Below are 18,809 nucleotides of genomic sequence, written 5' to 3' on the forward strand. Positions count from 1 at the left end.
GCGGCTTAAGCCGCTGTTTTTATTTGTATTACTCGGTTTACTAAAATACATCACGCTGTAATTTACGTACGCGCCGAGCTGCGCGGTACTCAACAAATTGCGGTGCTAAAGCGGTTAATGTTGAACCTGTAACTACTAATAACGCGCCTAACCAAGACCAGACGTTTAAATGCTGAGCTTGAATAAAGTCGGGCCAAATTGTGGCAATAATATTCGCTGCTAAAATGGTCACTAAAGGTGTTAGGGCTAATACAGCGCTCACTTTTGACGCTTCCCAGTGGTGTAAGGCTTCTGCAAAGGCACCATAAGCCACCACGGTATTTAAACAGCAAAATATTAATAGCGACCAATGCAGTACGCTCATGGTTTGTAATGGACTAAACTCAGACACCGGAAAGAAACAGAGACTGCCGGCAAAATATAACATATACATAATTTGCTTTGAGCTGAAGTGCATTAATAATTGTTTTTGTGCTAAGGCGTAAGCCGCCCACGTAATAGCAGCAGCCACGATTAATAATACCCCTATTGTTTCACCACTTACCTGACTAACCATGCCAACTAAGCGCTGATTAAAGAACAACAACAAGCCTAACACTAATACTAGCGCACCCACTTTTTGCCACAGTAATAAACTTTCTTTAAAAATATACACGCCACCTATCATCATTAAAAATGGTGCAAGTTGGATCAGCGTTTGCCCTGTTTCAGCACTTAAATACTCTAGCCCAGTTAAATACATAATATAGTTCGATAATAAACCGGCTATGGCAATAAGCAGTAATAGCGTAATTTTTGTTTGCTTAAACAGTGCCAGTGACGGTAATTTACCTCGAGCCGCTAACCACAAGCCAACAATAACAGCCGCAGCCAGAAAACGAATAAAAGTAATAGTATTAGCCGTTAACACATCCAGTAATACCTTTAATGCGATTGGCAAAATGCCCCATAAGATAGCGGTTGTTAGCGCTAACAATAAGCCAACCAGGCCTTTGCCGGTAATTTGATGCATGATGATATCCAAAATGGCAGTCTGCAACAGTGCAGAATACAGTAGAAGTGAGTGTCTATTATCGCTTAATTGGCTCTAGTTTGTCTGCCGTAATTTCGCTATATACGACTAATTTACGATTAAGTTCCCACGCCTTGCGCCATATCAACTCAGTCACAGTTATTAGCACCTATACTTGTACAAACAAATAGCTAAATTGGCAGCAATGGTGTGTAAATGATCAAACGTATTGGCGTTTTAACTTCAGGTGGCGATGCACCGGGTATGAATGCCTGCATTAGAGCTGTCGTATTAACGGCTTCAGCTTATAATCTTGATGTAGTTGGCTTTGACCATGGTTTTAATGGCTTGCTGGAAGAAGACTATCAAACATTGTTACCTCAACATGTACAACATATTATTCAGCATGGTGGCACTATTTTAAAAAGTGCTCGCTGCAAGGCGTTGCATACCGAGCAAGGCGTTATCCAAGCCGCAGCAGTACTACATAAACTGCAATTGGATGCATTGTTGATAATTGGTGGTGATGGTAGCTTTCGCGGTGCTTTAGCCATTGCGCCCCATTACCGCGGACAACTTATAGGTGTCCCGGGCACAATTGATAACGATGTTGATGGTACCGATTTCAGCATCGGTTTTGCCACGGCAATTGATACGGCTCTAGATGCGATAGATAAAATTCGTGATACTGCAGATGCATTCGAGCGGATATTTTTGGTTGAACTAATGGGTCGGCACTCTGGCTATATAACATTGTCGGCAGGGATTGCCGCGGGCGCTGAGCAAATAATCTGTCCTGAATTTGGTCCTGTTTACAAAAACCAGTTATCCAGTGTCATTGGCCCTATTCAGCATGCTCAATTACTGCGTGGCAAAACGAGTTATATTATTGTGGTAGCAGAAAACAGTTATCCAGGTGGCACTATCGCACTTGCTGAAGATATATCTATAGAGTTAGGGACAGAGTGTCGTGCGTGTATTCTTGGCCATATTCAGCGCGGAGGTAAACCTGTCGGTGCAGACCGTATTTTAGCGACTAAGCTAGGTGCTTATGCGGTTGAGCAATTGACACATGGCGCTCATTTAATGATGGCTGGCGAGATAAATCAACAAGCAGTGTTGTTTCCACTGGCGCAAACCAGCGATAAGAAAAAACAAATAGATCCATATTTAGTCCGCTGGCAACAACAGATCGCCAGCGACTAAGCTATAGCACGACTAGAATTATCGACAAGTATTATTGATTAAATACCTGTTTAACCCGGTCTTTATAACTACGGCTAACTTTAACCGCTTGACCATTGGTTAGCATTAATTGATGTTCACCATTAGCCAGCATTTGTAATTTGGCTATAGTCTGGACATTAACAATAGCAGAGCGATGCACTCGGACAAATAAACGCGGATCTAACTCTTGCTCTAATTCTTTCATGGTGCGGCGTAAAATATGAGTTTGACCATCTTTAGTATGGATACACATATAGTCGCCTGCCGCATCTACCCATTCAATGGCCGTAACCGGTACCCGAGTAATTTCACCACTGTCTTTAATACTAATTGCATCTGGGAAGCGATCATTTACCACTGGCTGGGCATTATCTAAGCGGTGTAAAATATTATCTGTCTCATCACCGGTTAATTTGGCTACCGCTTCGGCTAACTGGCCTTTATGCTTTTGGGTGTCTTGAGCTTGATGTAGTTTAATAACCTTTTCAACCGTTTGCCTTAAGCGCTCTGGCTCTACTGGTTTTAACACATAATCTAGCGCATTAACTTCAAAAGCATTATAAGCGTAGTGATCGTAAGCGGTAACAAACACAATGTAAGGCAAGCTTATATTGGCTGTTTGTAATTGTTTTAATACCGCAAAGCCATCTAAGCCTGGCATTTCCACATCCAGAAACACTAAATCTGGTTCTAATTCTTTAATACAACTAATTGCCTGTTCACCATTGCTGCACTCAGCAATGACTTCTAACTGAGAAAACTCAGCCAACCTAATCAGCATGCCCTTTCGAGCTAAAGGTTCATCGTCGACTACTATTACCTTAAGCATGTTCACGTTCCGTTTTTTCTAGTTGTAATGGAATTCTAATATTTACTTTTAAACCTGTTGGCTGATTGTGGGTTAACACTAACGCAAAATCATTATCGTACAATGCTGCTAAACGTTCTTTGGTATTCACCAGCCCTACGCCACTTTCTGCTGTTGCTGAGGTATTACTGGTTTTGGGCAAGCCATTGGTAATGGTCATGCCGGGGCCATTATCTGCTACTTCTAATAATAAATCATGGCCAAACTTTTTAGCCGTAATGGTTATTTGTCCACCATTAATTTGGCTAGCCACCGCGTATTTAATAGCGTTTTCAATTAATGGCTGCAAAATTAAACTTGGTACTCTTGCTTGCTCTGTACCTGGCTCTATATCAAACACTATAGTTAAGCGCTCGGTAAACCGAACCTTTTCAATTTCTAAATATAAACGTGCCGCATAGAGCTCTTGTTCCAGCGCAACTTTATTTATCGGATCTTTGTACAACGAATAGCGTAAAAAGTCACTAAGTCTCGACAGCATTTTATTTGCGGTGTCTGACTCATTAATTAATACTAAGGTAGAAATAGCATTTAAAGTATTAAACAAAAAGTGCGGATTTAATTGATAACGAAGCATTTTTAATTGCGCTTCGTGCGCCTTATTGGTTGCTGTTAAAGATTTTTGTTTTTCTAACTGCAGCGTTTGATAATACTTAATACCAAAATATAAACCACACCAGCTTAGAATGACATAAAAAGCCACGGGCGTATCGCGGATATATTTTACCCAATCACCCGGTCTGGAACCATGGCGATAAATTTCCCAATAATTAAAATTACGAACAGCAGTCCATATTGCGGCAATGACAAAAGCTAACAGTAATACGGTTATGACCATTTTCCATGGTGGCCAAAACCACACTCGTTGAAAAGCATAACGCAGAGGAATAGTAATTAACCAACCGATATAGGCATCTAACCCGATAACGATTAAGTAAGCATCGCGGGTTTCTTGAACCAAAGATCCGAGGTAGTTAACAATAGCAAAACCGAGCCAGCCTAAGGTGTGCAGCAGCCAAAATTGACGGGAGCGATCTTCAAAAAATTTATACAAAACAATTATCCGCAGACAAACAGATTACAACAATAGCTGGATTATAACTAAAGCCAACGCAAACAACCTAGTGACTGAGCCTATTTCAACTTGTGTTAATCGCATTGCTTTAATACTTAATATTAAAACGGCGATAAATAAATCCCAATAACCAAGCTGGACCAATTAGCAAAAACTGCAGATCTTGAAAAAAGGACGGTTTTTTGCCCTCCACTTTATGGCCAATAAACTGGAGTATCCACATCACAATAAATAGCAGTATTGATATTAGCCAAACATCAGTAGTAAAGGTTAATTGATACCAGCGGATTAGCATCACGCCTAAAGCAGTAAACAAGGTCATGCCTAAACCAATGCTAAAAGATAAATTGAAATAAAACATGAGAATAGGTATCGCAACAACTAATGACCAGGTAATTTGTTGCTCGGCAAACAAGGTAAAGGGCATAGGTATTTGCCACAACAAGCCTAATACCGTTAAATATATTATGGGTACCGCTAACCAATGGATAGCTTTATTAACACCATTATTATGGCTTTGGCCATATTCATCAAACCATTGTTGCGCAGTTTTCATATTAAAGTCCCTAACTACCCTGTCTAAAACTACTATATCTTAAACTGCGATATCTTAAACTGCTATGTTTCTAGCAACGCTATTGCCACTGTAGCGTTAAGCTAATGATTGTACAAACATTGCTTACATTCTTAGCTGTAATAAGCCTTTATAAAAGCAGTTATTATTTAGTTATGAAAGCACGGGGGTCGGTTTACGATCTGGACCTAACGCAACCAGAGTGAAATTACCTGATATAGCAAGATGCTGATTATCGTCATACATGTGTTCGACAAAAATATCGACTTGTACTTTTATACTTGTGCGGCCTACATGAACAACTTTAGCCACTATTTCTACAATGGAACCAGCAGGAATGGCTTCTTTAAAATCAACCCGATCAGAGTTAATGGTAACTAAAGGTTTGCGACAAAAACGGGTTGCAGCTATAAAGGCCGCCTCATCCATCCATGCTAATGCCTCACCACCAAACAAGGTATTATGGTGATTAGTACGTCCAGGAAACACGGTCCGAGTGACTCGGGTAATAGCATGTTCCATACGTTTGGCAATTAGCGCTTCATTTCTCATTGGCATCTCCATTAGGGGGGTAAATTATACTGTAATCGCTAGTTAAGCGAGTGGCTGATTATACCATTATTCGTACTAAGATATCGGCTTAACGGCAGTTAGCATGTTGTGTAGCTGGATGGGAGTATGGCTATAGTAATGGCTATAGCCATAGCTGAAAGTAACGCTTAAACGGACTGAGCAATAGCGCCCTTGCCTACGCCTTCGTAAGCCACAACTTTATAAGCCTTACTGGCATCAAGCTGCTCAAGTTCACTAACAATGTACTGGGCTAAACATTCAACCGTGGTATCAGTTGAGATAATCTCACAATGAGCAGCTGGCATGGTTAATTCAAACCAGCCTTGCTGTGCTTGATAGCGAAAACACATATCAGTTTCAGTTGCCGGTTTTATCGATGCTAACTGCTTAGGCTCGCAGACATCTTCTACGCTACCTAAGTAAATATCCTGCCAACGTTCAGACCAGTACTTGTTCAGTCGTGGCGATAACATACCATCGGTATATATTTGAATCATTGAGCGATGACCATGGGCTATACGCTGACAATTACCATCATGCTTTTTTAAACCATGGCTGTAGTGGTAGTAAAAACCACTTATAGGCTCTGGACGTAATGTAAACACCAGCTTTTCAACATTGCTAGGCATTAACGGCATAATATGTTGCTGCAAAAATTCGGTAACACTTGCTGGTGTTATCTGGTCGGTCGCAATACTCGCGATAGCTTCTGCCGGTGCCGCCATATTAATTTGACCCCTAGCAGAATCAAACTTAACTAACTGCTGTGTTTGTTCGCTAGTTACTGTTAAACCAGCCGCTAACGTTGGTAGCGCTAATTTATGATCAACTAATTTATCTATGGCGGTTTTAATGCGCTTTTTAACTATTGAAAAGTCCAACACCATAGATACATCATCTAGTTTGCCATGTAACTCAACGTCAACAATATAGCTTTCACCAAGCATACCGCGTTCAGTACACAGGTATGAAAAATCAATTACGGTTAAGTCGCGCACAAACAGTATCATCTACAGCTCTCAAAATTATCAAATAAATAGATAGCTATTATACCCAGCAATGGCCCTTAACTACAGCCTAAAGCCAGCATTAATACTCTTATCGTTTAAACGCTTATCGTTTATGTTCAGTAAGCCAACTGTATAATAAGCCGACTTGACCACATTTATGCGCGGCATACATTAATCGAATGGCATTACTGATAAGTAAACTGTCATTCCAATCCGTTTTGTCTTGAATTTCGTTATAACAGGCTAAAGCTTCAGGGGTTAAATAACCGCGTAACTCTTTTTTTCCTGATTGTTTTTGTTTTGAACGATAACGCCGTTGCTTTTCGGCGTTACTAAAGGCTTTTCCAGTTGAATTTGTCATCAGGCTACTCTTTCTCAGTAAGCTAAAGTTAGTAAAACAAAGAAAATGGGCAACTTTGGCTAATAATAACAGTCACAATGGGTGTAGAAGCACAAATCGGACTTGTTTAGCGTACAAGTGTTCGCTAAAGTGAGCCAGCATTTTTATTGGATTAAACATACATGACTAAGAATAGCTTTACAAAAGAAGATTTAATAGCCTGCGGTAATGGCGAATTATTCGGCGAAGGTAATAGTCAGTTACCTTCTGACAATATGTTAATGATGGATCGCATCGTACATATTTCGGAAGAAGGTGGTTTATATGGCAAAGGTCAAATTGTCGCTGAATTAGATATTACTCCAGATTTATGGTTTTTTGCCTGTCACTTTAAAGGTGATCCGGTTATGCCTGGTTGCTTAGGCTTAGATGCCATGTGGCAGCTGGTAGGTTTCTTTCTGGGCTGGTCTGGTGGTCCGGGTAAAGGTCGCGCTTTAGGTGTAGGTGAAGTTAAATTTACCGGCCAAATCGTACCAACAGCCAAAAAAGTAACTTATACGCTTAATATGAAGCGCGTTATTAAACGCAAATTATTTATGGGTATTGCTGATGGTGTGGTGAGCGTAGATGGCCGCGAAATCTATTTTGCCCAAGATTTAAAAGTGGGTTTATTTCAAGATACTTCTAACTTTTAACTCCGTTAATAATATTTAGCTACACCCTAAATAACAAAAGCCCCGCTGAGATATCACGGGGCTTTATTTTTATTACGTTTGAAATTACTTTTTTTATTTAACTGTTAAGTTCTCTATTAATTAACACTTAGTTTAAGTGATTTTTAGGTTAATAATTACTTTTTAGGTTAATAATATAAAAGTTACTGTCCTCTATTAAACAAGCCAACATTTCGGTCTTCAATCGCATCGCGCCACCCTCCTAACCATTGCGAGCGCGTATCTAAATTCTGATAAGGGCAAAGTTCTTTAGATCGTCCGGTTACACCAGCACGATAACCTTGAGCATGAGCACGTTCTAGACGATCACGTTTTTGTCTTTTCATACGGCAGTCTTCCTCAACTTTGTTTAATAAAATAACCGAAAATTACGGGTAACTCACTACCCTGTGAATATTGCTATCGGCTACCTCTATATTGATAGCTCAGACCTAACAAAGGTTCAATCAGATTATTAAACTTTATTGCTTGACAACTGCTAACAGCATGAAGTGACGTGATATTTTATTGCAAAATTGTTTATAATTATTTGGCATAATGAAACCGATTATTATAACAATTAATTGAAATGGTTAATAAGCGTATAAATATTTAAATTTAAAACAGAAAATAAAGAAAGTTGCCAGTCGCTTAGCCAATCATTAGCGCTTAATTAGCTAACAATTGACTAAACGGTACCAACAACTTAACAAGCAGATTGTTAATTTACCGTGCGGTAATTAACGGGCTATTCTGCGCCAACCTAGTAGCGCTAAACCCAGTAACCAAGCAAAAGAGAAACTGCCACTTTTGCGGCTATATGTGTCTTCAATGGCACCACAGTTTTCTGGTTCACCATTCGCAATAGGATTTAATATAACCGTAGTGGTTAAATTAGCTTTAATCGGATTGCCAGCAGCATCTAGCACTAAATTACCTTTAATGTCGCGTTGCTCTTTTTCAACTAAAGCTGTGGCTAATATTTCACCTTGGTTATTAATCGACACTGCGTCAACTAGAGTATAAGGAGAATTACAGTCAAGATAGGTATTAAGATCTTTAAAGCTGTTATCGGCTAAATCCATGATAAAAGCCCGATCACGACGCGTGGTTGTATTAGCTAATATAGCTTCAGCTTTACCAACAATAATGTTGTTGTCGTTAATAGCGCGCGGAATAGTTGTTGAGCTTAGAAAAAAACCTTCAACAAAATCAGTTGTGCCAAGGTTATAATCATGGATAAACATTTTTGTACGTTGGTTGCTATTAATTATCTTAATCGCACCACCAACAACTATATTATTGTTATTAATGGCAACAGCACCACTACGACTCCATTCAACTGGATCAACTAACGGTAACACTTGGCCATCAGCAAATAAGCTGGCTTGATAACTGCGTTCTATTGTCTTGATAGCCTGACCAACGCCTATGTTAAAATTAACTTCCCGGCTAGAATCACTATAAACAGACCAACCAACCGCTATGCCATTATCATTAACATCATTAGGCCGACTAACATAATTAATGTTATCGATGGCATTTTCACCTACATAGGGCAAACCGGTATTTTTATCGCCTAAATAGCCTAAAATTTCAGGTTCACTCAGAGTGTCACCCGATAATTGCCACAACATACCTGCACGTTGGTAATAGTTAAATGTACTCGTAATGGCGTTATTAAACACCAGCGGATTTAATACATCCATAAAGGCTGGGCTAGCCGCAATTTCATTATGCTGACAAACAGCGATAGGTTGCGTTGTACCATCGCACTTTTCTAATACTTTCGTTTTAAACTCTTCTGTCATGCCTATACTGGCAACACCGGCTATATAACCCGTATTGCTAATAGCTTGTGCTAGCGAGTAGCCGCCGCCCATTTCCTGATAAGGTGCAGGTATGGTAGTTACAACGCCATTTTTGACCACAGTACCTAATACCATGGCGCCCTCTGGACTCCAGACTACTTGAGCCTTCGGCTCTGGGGTTTCTTCAGTCGGTGCAGGCGTAAAGCTTTGCTTAGTAAAAGGAGTAGAAGCAATACCTACCGCCACAGACTGATTGTTTATGTCATATAAGTATTCACTATTACCACGAGCTGGTGCTGCAGTAAAATCACGCAGAATAATATTTTGAGCATCGGCATTGGTGGCTTTAAAATACGGTAGTGCTAACCCTTTTGGCTGTCTTGCGAAGTTTTGCGACATTAAAATCGATAATGATACCGCATCTGTTATGCCATTCATGGCATCAGCTATTTGCTCTTCTGTTAATGCTGCTACTGCTGCTTCTGAAGTGAAATCAATCGCATCTAAATCTAACGGAAAATCATAATAACTTCTGCCATCACCATTAAAAAAACCGCTAAAGCTAGGTTCTGATGAGCTAGCTAAGTTAGCGCTACTAATACCACCATTAAAAACAACTTCACCGGCATCATTCAATGCAGCCGCAGCCGTAAATCTTACTTCAGGCACATCGCCAATTTCTACAATATCGTACACTGCGGCTTGTGCAGCACTTAGGCTTAACATGGGTATTAGCGCGATGCTAATAGCTGATAACTTCATTCGGTGCCCCTAAAATTCACTTCTAATTATGCGTCTAATTTTTCCCAGCGTGCAAACGCTTGCGCCAGCTTCGACTCGGTTTCGGCTAATTGGTTCAACGTTGTCTGGGTCTGCTCAGCATTAGCTTTAAAAAACTCAGGCTGGTTTACCTCTACTTGTAACTTAGCTAATGCTTGTTCTAGCTGTTCAATTTGTAAAGGTAAAGACTCTAATTCACGTTGTTCTTTGTATGATAACTTTTTTTTGGCCTTTTCAGTAGTCGCTACGGCAGTAGCAACCTCTGGTTTTTGGTTAGCATTTGTTACCGGTGCTTTAGACTTAGTAATCGGCTTAGCTGCAGCTATCGCTTGTTGCCGTTGCTGATAAGCAGTCACATCGTCATAACCCCCAGCAATTTCAACTACTTTACCATCGCCAATAAATAGTAAGGAGCTAGTCACGGTATTATTAACAAACTCACGGTCATGGCTTACTAATAACACAGTACCTTGATATTGTTGTAAAATATCTTCTAAAAGCTCTAATGTTTCAACATCTAAGTCGTTGGTTGGCTCATCGAGAATTAGTAAATTACTAGGTCTGGCGAATAACTTGGCCAATAACAAACGGTTTTTCTCACCACCCGATAGGGCTTTAACGGGCGTTCTGGCACGTGCTGGCGGGAATAAAAAGTCTTGTAAGTAACTTAATACATGCCGCGTTCTACCATTTTGGTTAATTTCTTGTTTACCATCAGCCACGTTATCTTGCACAGTAGCTTCTAAATCTAGTGCCATCCGGTGTTGGTCAAAATACGCCACTTCAATATTAGTACCGCGCTTTACTTCACCGGCTGAATGCTGATAATCGCCCAATAATAATTTGATTAAGGTCGATTTACCGACACCATTAGGGCCAACTAAGGCAATACGGTCGCCACGCATAACTAGTAAATCTAATTCTTTAATAACTACGTGATCACCAAACTGCTGAGAAACGCCTTTGGCTTCAAACACTAACTTACCTGAGCGATCGGCTTGCTCTATATTAAAATCGACTTTACCTAACTTATCTAAACGGGCTGCGCGCTCTTTACGTAATTCTTTTAAAGCACGAACACGGCCTTCGTTACGGGTACGGCGTGCTTTAATGCCTTGGCGGATCCACACTTCTTCTTCCGCTAAACGCTTATCAAACAACGCATTATGCTGCTGTTCGTCTTCAAGCATTTTTTGTTTGCGATCTAAGTACATCTGGTAATTACCCGGATGCGAGGTTAACTCTCCCCGATCAAGATCAATAATGCGCGTAGCTAAAGCACGAACAAATGCCCTATCGTGAGTAATAAAAATAATGGCACCATTAAAATTCAATAAAAACTGCTCTAACCATTGAATAGCTTCAACATCTAAATGGTTGGTGGGCTCATCGAGTAATAACACATCTGGCTTAGCAATTAATGCCCGCGCTAAGGCGGCCTTACGTAACCAACCACCGGATAAGGTGCTTAAGCTAGCGTCGCCATCCATATTAAACTGCTGACAGATATCGACGACTCGCGAGTCTAAGCTCCAACCGTCACGCGTATCCATTTCAGATTGCAAATGCTCAAATAACCGGTATTCAGCATCGCCTGCACCTTCAAGGTTTTCAGCTAGGGTATAAAACTGCTGTAGTTTTTCGGCTAAATCACCGGCGCCTTCACGAATAAAGTCGGCAATTTTCACATCCATTTTTGCTGGTGGATCTTGCTCCAGTCGGCTTAATACCACACCGGTATTAACCACTATTTGGCCATCATCTAAATTTTGCTGACCGGTCAGTAATTTTAAGAATGACGATTTACCGGCACCATTACGACCAACTAAACACACTCGCTCGCCACTAAATAGACTAAAATCGACATGGTCTAATATAGGGTGAGTACCAAAAGCTAAACACGCTTGTTGAAAACGTAATAATTCCACTATTCTACTTCCTTAAGCCAGGTTGCTAATTGCTCGGCATCAAATGGCCAATTTAATTCTTTATCCGCTACGGCAATCACAGGTATAAGTAACCGATATTTTGCTAATGCTGCTGCATCGTCAACAATATCTATTACCTGATACGCTTGGCCGTTTTGGCGTAATAATGCCTCGGCGCTATCACATAAGTGACAGCCCCAAGTGCTATACAGAGTTATGCTTTCTTTATTCATAACGTTTATTCATGACGCTTATTTATCACGCATAGTCATTAGGCATTGTCATTACGCATGTTAACGAGTCAACTCATAACAAACATGAATATGCGGATTACGCTTAAAGTCTTCTGGCAATGTAGCGGCTGAATTATCTTTCACCTGCCAACCGGCTTCAATAAGCTGCTCGGTATCCAGTTTAAATTTGCGTTTATTATTAGAGAAAATAACTTTACCGCCAACGGCTACCCGCGGGATTAATTTATTTAATAAACCAACATGATCTCGCTGCACATCCCAGCTGTCTTGCATCCGCTTCGAGTTAGAGAATGTTGGCGGGTCAACAAATATTAAGTCAAACTGCTCACGACAACGGCTTAGCCATTGCAAACAATCTGCTTGTTCAAACTTATATTGTGAACCCTGCAAGCCATTAATGGTGAAGTTCTTTTTGGCCCAATCTAAATAGGTATTAGACATATCAACAGTAGTAACACTGCTCGCACCACCAATAGCCGCATGCACAGACGCCGTGCCGGTATAAGCAAATAAGTTTAATACCGACTTACCTTTTGCTTGCTGCTGGATCATGTGCCGGGTAATACGGTGATCTAAAAATAAACCGGTATCTAAATAATCGCGCAAGTTAACTAAAAACGTAGCGCCATATTCAGTAACCTGTTTATATTTATCTGCATTCGCTAACGCTTGATATTGGGTAGTACCTTTTTTCTTTTCACGTACTTTTAATATCATCTGCTCTGATTTAATACCTAATACCGGTGGTACTTGGTTCACAACATCAAATAAACGTTTTTGGGCAATTTGTTCATCAACGGTGCTTGGCGCAGCATACTCGTGCACCACAACTTCACCGTCATACCAATCGACTGCCACGTTATATTCAGGAATATCGGCATCATAAATACGGTAACAGTTAATTTGCTCTTTTTTAGCCCACTTTTGTAACTGTTTAAAGTTTTTCGCTAAGCGATTACCAAAAGCTGTGCTTTCTTGAAAAAACAACGAGGGTGCATCAGAGCTCACCGCAACTTGCTTCTCGGTTAAATCAAATAACGTAAACTCACAATCTAACGGACCATTAGTAAACTTATAGGTTTTAGAGCGAGATAAACGTAATGCACGCAGTAAATCGGCATTCGAGGTAATAATTGCTAAACGCCAACCCTGATAATGCTGCTTTAAAGCTAATGAAAACTGACTATATAATGGAATTAATGTCGGTAACTCACCTAAACGCTCACCATAAGGCGGATTCGTAACTATCACACCCGCCGAGCTAGATACGGCCGTATTAAGCTTAGTGGCATCAGCATAGTTAAACTGAGTGATAGAACTTATACCGGCTTTAGCCGCATTCTGCTTCGCTTTAGCTAAGGCGCGCTCATCACTATCTGAGCCATAAAACTGAATACTGGTCGTTAATGGTTTTTCAGCGGCTTTAGCTTCTGCTTTTAACTGCTGCCAAATTACATCACGATGGCCAGGCCAGCTTTCAAAGGCAAAGCGCTCACGGCTTAATCCTGGCGCTTTATTTAACGCTAATAAAGCCGCTTCAATTACTAAGGTACCGCTACCGCAAAACGGGTCAAAAAATGGCTGATCAATCTGCCAACCTGAGCGTTTAATCAACGCTGCGGCTAAATGTTCTTTTAACGGAGCTTCACCTTGGCCGCTTCTATAACCACGCTGGTGTAATGAAGGCCCCGAGAAATCTTGTAAGAAATGAAAGTGATTTCTATCTAAACGTACCTGAAAGCGCACATCCGGATTCATGCGGTCAACATCAGGTCTGTGGCCAGTTTCTTCACGAAACTGATCTACAATGGCATCTTTTAAGCGAATAGCACCAAACTGAGTATTATCAATCTTGGCATGTTTGCCCACGCAATCTACCGCTAAGGTATTTCTTAACGCCATTTGCTGTGGCCAATCTATTTTACAAGCCACTTGGTATAAGTCGCTGTCGGCAGTAATAGCTTCTGATTGGATCAGACGCATAATACGGGTTGCCATACGCGACCATAAACATAATTGATACGCAGTGCGTAGTTCTGCTTTAAAGCGCACTACACCCATTGTCATTTTAATAACTTCGCCACCGTGCTGACGGATCTCATCCGCAACTAACTCTTCAACACCTTTAGACGTCAACGCCCAGAATTCCAGCATGCTAACCAAACCCTCATCAAAATTGGCGCTTAGTATATCAGAATGTGCCCCCAACACAGATCTAGTTTTAAAGATCAGTGCAAAAATGTACAAACAAAAGCCAAGTTGGGCATAAATCCAGCAAACGATTGCATTAGTGATAATAAACTACAACAAACGCTTGCAAGGTTATTCTAAAACCCATAGTATGCGCTTCGCAAAGACGGACGCGGGATGGAGCAGTCTGGTAGCTCGTCGGGCTCATAACCCGAAGGTCGTTGGTTCAAATCCAGCTCCCGCAACCAATTCGTCATTGCAAAACAACATATTACCTTATCTGCTCAAGGGTAATACATGGACGCGGGATGGAGCAGTCTGGTAGCTCGTCGGGCTCATAACCCGAAGGTCGTTGGTTCAAATCCAGCTCCCGCAACCAACTTTAAAGCCGACTATAATGTCGGTTTTTTTGTGTCTGAAATTTGAGGATGAGTATAGTAATAAAGAAAACTCGTCGGGCTCCTCTTTATAACCGCGAAGCGAAGGTCACAAATTCAACTCCCGCAACCAATTCATACTGATATCCAACCCCGAGATTAAACAAATAAGCTTCATCCAAATTTTCGCCAAGACTTTATAGTCTATAACGTTTGTAATTCTTGTATGTAAACGCCCGCGCTAAAAGCTTTTGCAGTCGCAGTTTTCAGTAATTATTTGTCATAAACTTTGCGTAAGTGCATAGCATTACTCTGGTCTGTTCATCAACAAGAGCAATTAGAGCCTCAAAGGAAAGGCTAATAGTTGACATTTATCATACGCTTCCAAAGAAATGAATGGATAGTATAGGATTAGCTATCACTTAATTAGTGGCGGATTAAATTTCAATTTATCAATTCTGCCGCAATTCAATGAGAAAAATATATGACACAAAGACAATTAGGACCCGTTGTAGGGGCTACATTATTATGCCAAAACATTGATAAAGTGAGTCAGGCTTATCAAAACGGCCTTGGTTACTCTTTGGTAAGCGAAGGCGTGTTAGATGAGACGCAAATACAATGCTGGAATACGCCTAAGCTGCGCCAAAACAAAACGCACGTATTGGCATCATCTGATGGTCAAGCTTGGCTTCGACTGGTTGAAGATGCAAACAGTCATAGCCATTTACCTCTCAAAACACACGGCTGGATGTCACTTGAAACCAACGTTGCCGATGTGGATGTTATACGAAATGAAATTGATACAAAGGCATTCACCATTATTGGCGAACCGGCTTATTTGCAAGTAAGCGATGCCATTAAAGCAATGCAAGTGGTAGGCCCTGCCAATGAAGTAACTTATTTAACCCATATTGAGCGCCCGGTGCCGCCCTTTGAATTACCCATGACTAGCGCTAGAACGTCGGGCCTGTTTATTCCTGTATTGTGTACGCCTAGCCGAGACGATAGTTTGGCTTTTTATCAATCTATTAATAAGGCTCAAGCAGGCCTAAAGTTTGATACAAAAATTACCATTTTAAATAGCGCGTGGAACAAAGACATTGAGCATCAATACCAAGTGGCTACGCTGCAATTAGATGGCAAGTGTTTATTTGAAATTGATCAAGTGCCTCAGGCGCAACCTATTATTAATAACGAGGGCTCTTTGCCTTCGGGAATTGCGATGGTGACCTGTGTTGTTAAAAATATAGACGAGATTGCGGCACAGTTTAAAGTTACGATTACCCAAACTAATAATGCTTATTATCCGGGCAGTAAAATCATTATGTTAAAAGGCGCAGCAGGCGAGTTAATAGAGTTAGTGGGCGCATAAATTAACGCGCCCTTTGCGTCAAATTCAACTCACTTGAACAAGCGCTTTCCCCATATTAGCACCCTGCATTAAGCGGCAAAATGCTTCGGGTGCAGCCGCTATGCCTTTTGCAATATCTTCGCGAGTCTTTAAGCTACCGTTATTGACTAATGGCAAGCAGGCATCAATAAACTCTTGTCTGCGATGTTCATAGTCATATACCACTAAGCCGTAAACCGTGGCGCGCGAGCGTATCCAAAAACCGGGCGGCGGCCCACCTATTCTTTCTTTTTGATTATATTCAGCCATTAGGCCACACAATATTACGCGTGCGCCTACGGCAAGTCTTGCCGATACCGTGTTAAGTATTTCACCGCCAACCAAATCGAAGTAAATATCGACGCCTTTGGGGCATAATTCGTCTAAGCGACTGGCTAAGTCTTCGGTGCGCCGATTAATACATTCATCATAGCCAAGTTGCTCTTTTGCATAGGCACACTTTTCATCACTGCCGGCTATGCCAATCACTTTACAGCCTAAGCTTTTTGCCAACTGCCCAGCAGTTGAACCAACCGCGCCGGTTGCTGCGGGGATCACCACAACATCGCCAGCTTTTGGCTTGGCTTGCCAAACAAGGCCGGCGTAAGCAGTAAGCCCTGGCATGCCTAGTACAGAAAGAGCGTACGATGATGGCGCAATTTTCTCACTAACCTTCGTCAGTTCCTTAGCGCTGTGCACTGAATATTCTTGCCATCCCCCCATACACCTTACTTTGTCGCCTACTTTATAGTTTTCATCAAGCGACTCAACGACCTCACTAACGGTTTCACCATGAAGTACGTCTCCGGGCTTTATGGATCCCGATATATGACGCCCTGAAATTTGACTGCGCATGTAAGGGTCGAGCGATAAATAGAGCGTTTTACATAACACTTGTTTGTCGCTCAAGACAGGAATTGCTAATTCAGTTAAGGCAAAGTTGCTGACGCCTGGTTCGCCTTCAGGGGTAGATTTGAGTATAACTTGGGTATTTTTTTCATTTTTTTGTTACTTGCCTTGATTTTAAGAATGCATGAAATGCGGTATCCATTGATTGTGTGACGCTTAGCACCGCTGCGTTTTCATCTATCCAAATCTGCCATTGCTGTATAGCAGGCACATCCGCAAATACGTTTTGGGTATGAAACATGGGAATAATGGTTTTTACGAACCACATGATAGGGAAGAGTGCCATGTCGCCCAAATCGATATTGGCTTTATAAAACCCTCTATCGTTACAGTTGTTTATAACCAGCCAACGTTCAAACTTGCCAAGTGTTTGGCTCAGCAATTCAAATTGCTCTGTTTTATCAAATTCATATTCAGGCATTAGCAAAGATCTAAAATAAGGCATTATTGCTGGCATAAGATGCGTATCACCGTAAGCCATACTTACACGCATTTTTGCTTTATCAATCGGATCTTCTGGCCTACATGAGGTTTGAGGATATATATCCTCTAAATATTCCATAATTGCAGTCGACTCAGGCAAATAATCACCGTTGTTTAGCTCCAACAAAGGGATTTTACCTAGCGGAAAAGCCGCTAAGAACTCAGGCGTGCGCAAGCCATGTGCAGGCGCTATTATCTCTATCGGCAACTGTTTATGCAGAATTTGTGTTTTAACCCTTGCCGCGAACGGTGAATGATCTAAGCTGATAAAGCGCATCATGTTTTCCTTATGCGTATTTAAAACCTTTTGGTAAACCTGCATTTGGCGTAAAGCCATAAAGTGGTTCATTCGGTAACGCTTTGGCCAAAATTTCACGCGCTTCAAATAATTTATCGAAGTTAATACCCGTTCGTAGCCCCATAGCCTCTAACATAAACACTAAGTCTTCGGTAACTATATTGCCACTTGCTCCTGGTGCTGCCGGACACCCACCTATGCCGCCCATTGAAGAGTCCACAGTGGTAATACCGGTTTCAATGGCAGCAAGGGCGTTGGCTAAGCCTTGACCCCGTGTATTATGTAAGTGAATACCACTTAGGTTTTTTTTACCCACCTCAGCCCACACCTTTTTAATCAACCTTTGCACTTGGGCCGGATTTCCTGAGCCTGTGGTATCGGATAAACCTATTTCGTCACAGCCTGCCTCCATTAGAGCAACCGCCAACGAAACCACCTTATCTTCACTTACGCTGCCTTCAATTGTGCAACCAAATGCGGTTGCTAAGCCACCTTCAAATTTAGGCCTGTTTTCAACTGGCAAAGATTTAATAAACTGGGCTATATTGGCAACCTCTTCTAGCATTTGTTTATGCGTGCGTTTAACGTTGCGCAAACTGTGGGTTTCACTCACCGACAGCGGTATGCTCATTTTAGTTGGAGAGGTTTTTAAGGCATTTTGAGCGCCGCGTAGATTAGGCACCAAAACGGCAATCGACAAGCCTTTATACTGCTTAGCATGTTCAACTAATTGATGCGTGTCGGCCAACTGAGGCAACACCGTTGCAGGAACAAACGAACCTACTTCTATTTCAGGAATACCGGCGGCGACCAAAGCGTCTATCCAGGCCATTTTGTCTGCGGTTGACATAATCGCAGAAATACTCTGCAAGCCATCGCGCGGACCTACTTCACTAATTTCAATATCGAATTTTGCCATCACTACATTCCTTTTAACGCAACATTAATTTAAATGGACATTATCACTTGAGTGTTTGTTTTAAATTGATATTTA

The 18,809-nt window shown here is 41.3% G+C and carries 18 protein-coding genes and 2 tRNA genes; 5 read left to right on the forward strand and 15 right to left on the reverse strand.

The genetic code is table 11. The annotated features are described in order from the left end of the window. Positions 1 to 40 precede the first annotated feature (40 nt). On the reverse strand, positions 41 to 1,012 hold the full coding sequence (locus BI198_RS09010; protein ID WP_070049252.1) for a DMT family transporter: 972 nt from the start codon (positions 1,010 to 1,012) through the stop codon (positions 41 to 43). Positions 1,013 to 1,228: 216 nt separating this feature from the next. On the opposite strand from BI198_RS09010, the gene BI198_RS09015 reads away from it, so the two are divergent. Continuing rightward, positions 1,229 to 2,218, forward strand: a complete 990-nt coding sequence (locus tag BI198_RS09015; RefSeq protein ID WP_070049253.1) for an ATP-dependent 6-phosphofructokinase — start codon at positions 1,229 to 1,231, stop codon at positions 2,216 to 2,218. Between the two features lie 31 nt (positions 2,219 to 2,249). Here BI198_RS09015 and BI198_RS09020 read toward each other — a convergent pair whose 3' ends face one another. From BI198_RS09020 to BI198_RS09045, 6 genes are all read right to left on the reverse strand, one after another. Further along, positions 2,250 to 3,068, reverse strand: coding sequence for a LytR/AlgR family response regulator transcription factor (locus BI198_RS09020; protein ID WP_070049254.1), 819 nt, complete (start codon positions 3,066 to 3,068; stop codon positions 2,250 to 2,252). Further along, positions 3,061 to 4,161: a sensor histidine kinase gene (locus BI198_RS09025; RefSeq protein ID WP_070049255.1), complete on the reverse strand. Its 1,101-nt coding sequence runs from the start codon at positions 4,159 to 4,161 to the stop codon at positions 3,061 to 3,063. The genes BI198_RS09020 and BI198_RS09025 overlap by 8 nt, the downstream gene beginning before the upstream one ends. Positions 4,162 to 4,270: 109 nt before the next feature. Continuing rightward, positions 4,271 to 4,738: an Mpo1 family 2-hydroxy fatty acid dioxygenase gene (locus tag BI198_RS09030; protein WP_070049256.1), complete on the reverse strand. Its 468-nt coding sequence runs from the start codon at positions 4,736 to 4,738 to the stop codon at positions 4,271 to 4,273. A 171-nt stretch (positions 4,739 to 4,909) separates the two neighbouring features. Beyond that, positions 4,910 to 5,308, reverse strand: a complete 399-nt coding sequence (locus BI198_RS09035; protein ID WP_070049257.1) for an acyl-CoA thioesterase — start codon at positions 5,306 to 5,308, stop codon at positions 4,910 to 4,912. Between the two features lie 167 nt (positions 5,309 to 5,475). After that, complete coding sequence (locus BI198_RS09040; protein ID WP_070049258.1) at positions 5,476 to 6,339, reverse strand: 6-pyruvoyl trahydropterin synthase family protein; 864 nt, start codon at positions 6,337 to 6,339, stop codon at positions 5,476 to 5,478. A 103-nt stretch (positions 6,340 to 6,442) separates the two neighbouring features. Further along, on the reverse strand, positions 6,443 to 6,700 hold the full coding sequence (locus tag BI198_RS09045) for a hypothetical protein (RefSeq protein ID WP_070049259.1): 258 nt from the start codon (positions 6,698 to 6,700) through the stop codon (positions 6,443 to 6,445). Positions 6,701 to 6,861: 161 nt separating this feature from the next. Between BI198_RS09045 and fabA the strand changes: the two genes are divergently transcribed. Beyond that, positions 6,862 to 7,374 (forward strand): bifunctional 3-hydroxydecanoyl-ACP dehydratase/trans-2-decenoyl-ACP isomerase, encoded by a 513-nt coding sequence (gene fabA / locus BI198_RS09050; protein ID WP_070049260.1) that lies wholly within the window; start codon positions 6,862 to 6,864, stop codon positions 7,372 to 7,374. 182 nt (positions 7,375 to 7,556) lie between these two features. Here fabA and rmf read toward each other — a convergent pair whose 3' ends face one another. From rmf to rlmKL, 5 genes are all read right to left on the reverse strand, one after another. Beyond that, positions 7,557 to 7,739 (reverse strand): ribosome modulation factor, encoded by a 183-nt coding sequence (gene rmf / locus BI198_RS09055; RefSeq protein WP_070049261.1) that lies wholly within the window; start codon positions 7,737 to 7,739, stop codon positions 7,557 to 7,559. A 393-nt stretch (positions 7,740 to 8,132) separates the two neighbouring features. After that, a complete protein-coding gene (locus BI198_RS09060) occupies positions 8,133 to 9,965 on the reverse strand; it encodes a DUF3466 family protein (RefSeq protein WP_070049262.1) in 1,833 nt (610 codons plus the stop codon). A 26-nt stretch (positions 9,966 to 9,991) separates the two neighbouring features. Further along, positions 9,992 to 11,911 (reverse strand): ATP-binding cassette ATPase Uup, encoded by a 1,920-nt coding sequence (gene uup / locus BI198_RS09065; protein ID WP_070049263.1) that lies wholly within the window; start codon positions 11,909 to 11,911, stop codon positions 9,992 to 9,994. After that, the gene (locus BI198_RS09070; RefSeq protein ID WP_070049264.1) at positions 11,911 to 12,144 is read right to left on the reverse strand and encodes a glutaredoxin family protein; all 234 of its coding nucleotides are present in this window, start codon (positions 12,142 to 12,144) and stop codon (positions 11,911 to 11,913) included. The genes uup and BI198_RS09070 overlap by 1 nt, the downstream gene beginning before the upstream one ends. 60 nt (positions 12,145 to 12,204) lie before the next feature. After that, a complete protein-coding gene (rlmKL, locus tag BI198_RS09075; protein ID WP_070049265.1) occupies positions 12,205 to 14,319 on the reverse strand; it encodes a bifunctional 23S rRNA (guanine(2069)-N(7))-methyltransferase RlmK/23S rRNA (guanine(2445)-N(2))-methyltransferase RlmL in 2,115 nt (704 codons plus the stop codon). A gap of 207 nt (positions 14,320 to 14,526) precedes the next feature. On the opposite strand from rlmKL, the gene BI198_RS09080 reads away from it, so the two are divergent. The 3 genes from BI198_RS09080 (at position 14,527) to BI198_RS09090 (ending at position 16,107) form a co-directional block, all read left to right on the forward strand. Next, positions 14,527 to 14,603: transfer RNA gene (locus BI198_RS09080), tRNA-Met, on the forward strand. Positions 14,604 to 14,657: 54 nt separating this feature from the next. Beyond that, positions 14,658 to 14,734, forward strand: a tRNA-Met gene (locus BI198_RS09085). A 482-nt stretch (positions 14,735 to 15,216) separates the two neighbouring features. Then, a complete protein-coding gene (locus BI198_RS09090) occupies positions 15,217 to 16,107 on the forward strand; it encodes a hypothetical protein (protein WP_070049266.1) in 891 nt (296 codons plus the stop codon). Positions 16,108 to 16,131: 24 nt separating this feature from the next. Here BI198_RS09090 and BI198_RS09095 read toward each other — a convergent pair whose 3' ends face one another. From BI198_RS09095 to BI198_RS09105, 3 genes are read right to left on the reverse strand one after another with little or no spacing between them, the layout of a single operon-like run. Further along, the gene (locus BI198_RS09095; RefSeq protein WP_070049267.1) at positions 16,132 to 17,106 is read right to left on the reverse strand and encodes an NADP-dependent oxidoreductase; all 975 of its coding nucleotides are present in this window, start codon (positions 17,104 to 17,106) and stop codon (positions 16,132 to 16,134) included. A gap of 16 nt (positions 17,107 to 17,122) precedes the next feature. Further along, complete coding sequence (locus tag BI198_RS09100) at positions 17,123 to 17,866, reverse strand: glutathione S-transferase family protein (protein WP_083256593.1); 744 nt, start codon at positions 17,864 to 17,866, stop codon at positions 17,123 to 17,125. Continuing rightward, on the reverse strand, positions 17,805 to 18,734 hold the full coding sequence (locus BI198_RS09105) for a hydroxymethylglutaryl-CoA lyase (RefSeq protein WP_070049269.1): 930 nt from the start codon (positions 18,732 to 18,734) through the stop codon (positions 17,805 to 17,807). Before BI198_RS09105 ends, BI198_RS09100 begins: the two co-directional genes overlap by 62 nt. Positions 18,735 to 18,809 lie beyond the last annotated feature (75 nt).

The sequence above is a fragment of the Rheinheimera salexigens genome (assembly GCF_001752395.1).
Classification (GTDB): domain Bacteria; phylum Pseudomonadota; class Gammaproteobacteria; order Enterobacterales; family Alteromonadaceae; genus Alishewanella; species Alishewanella salexigens.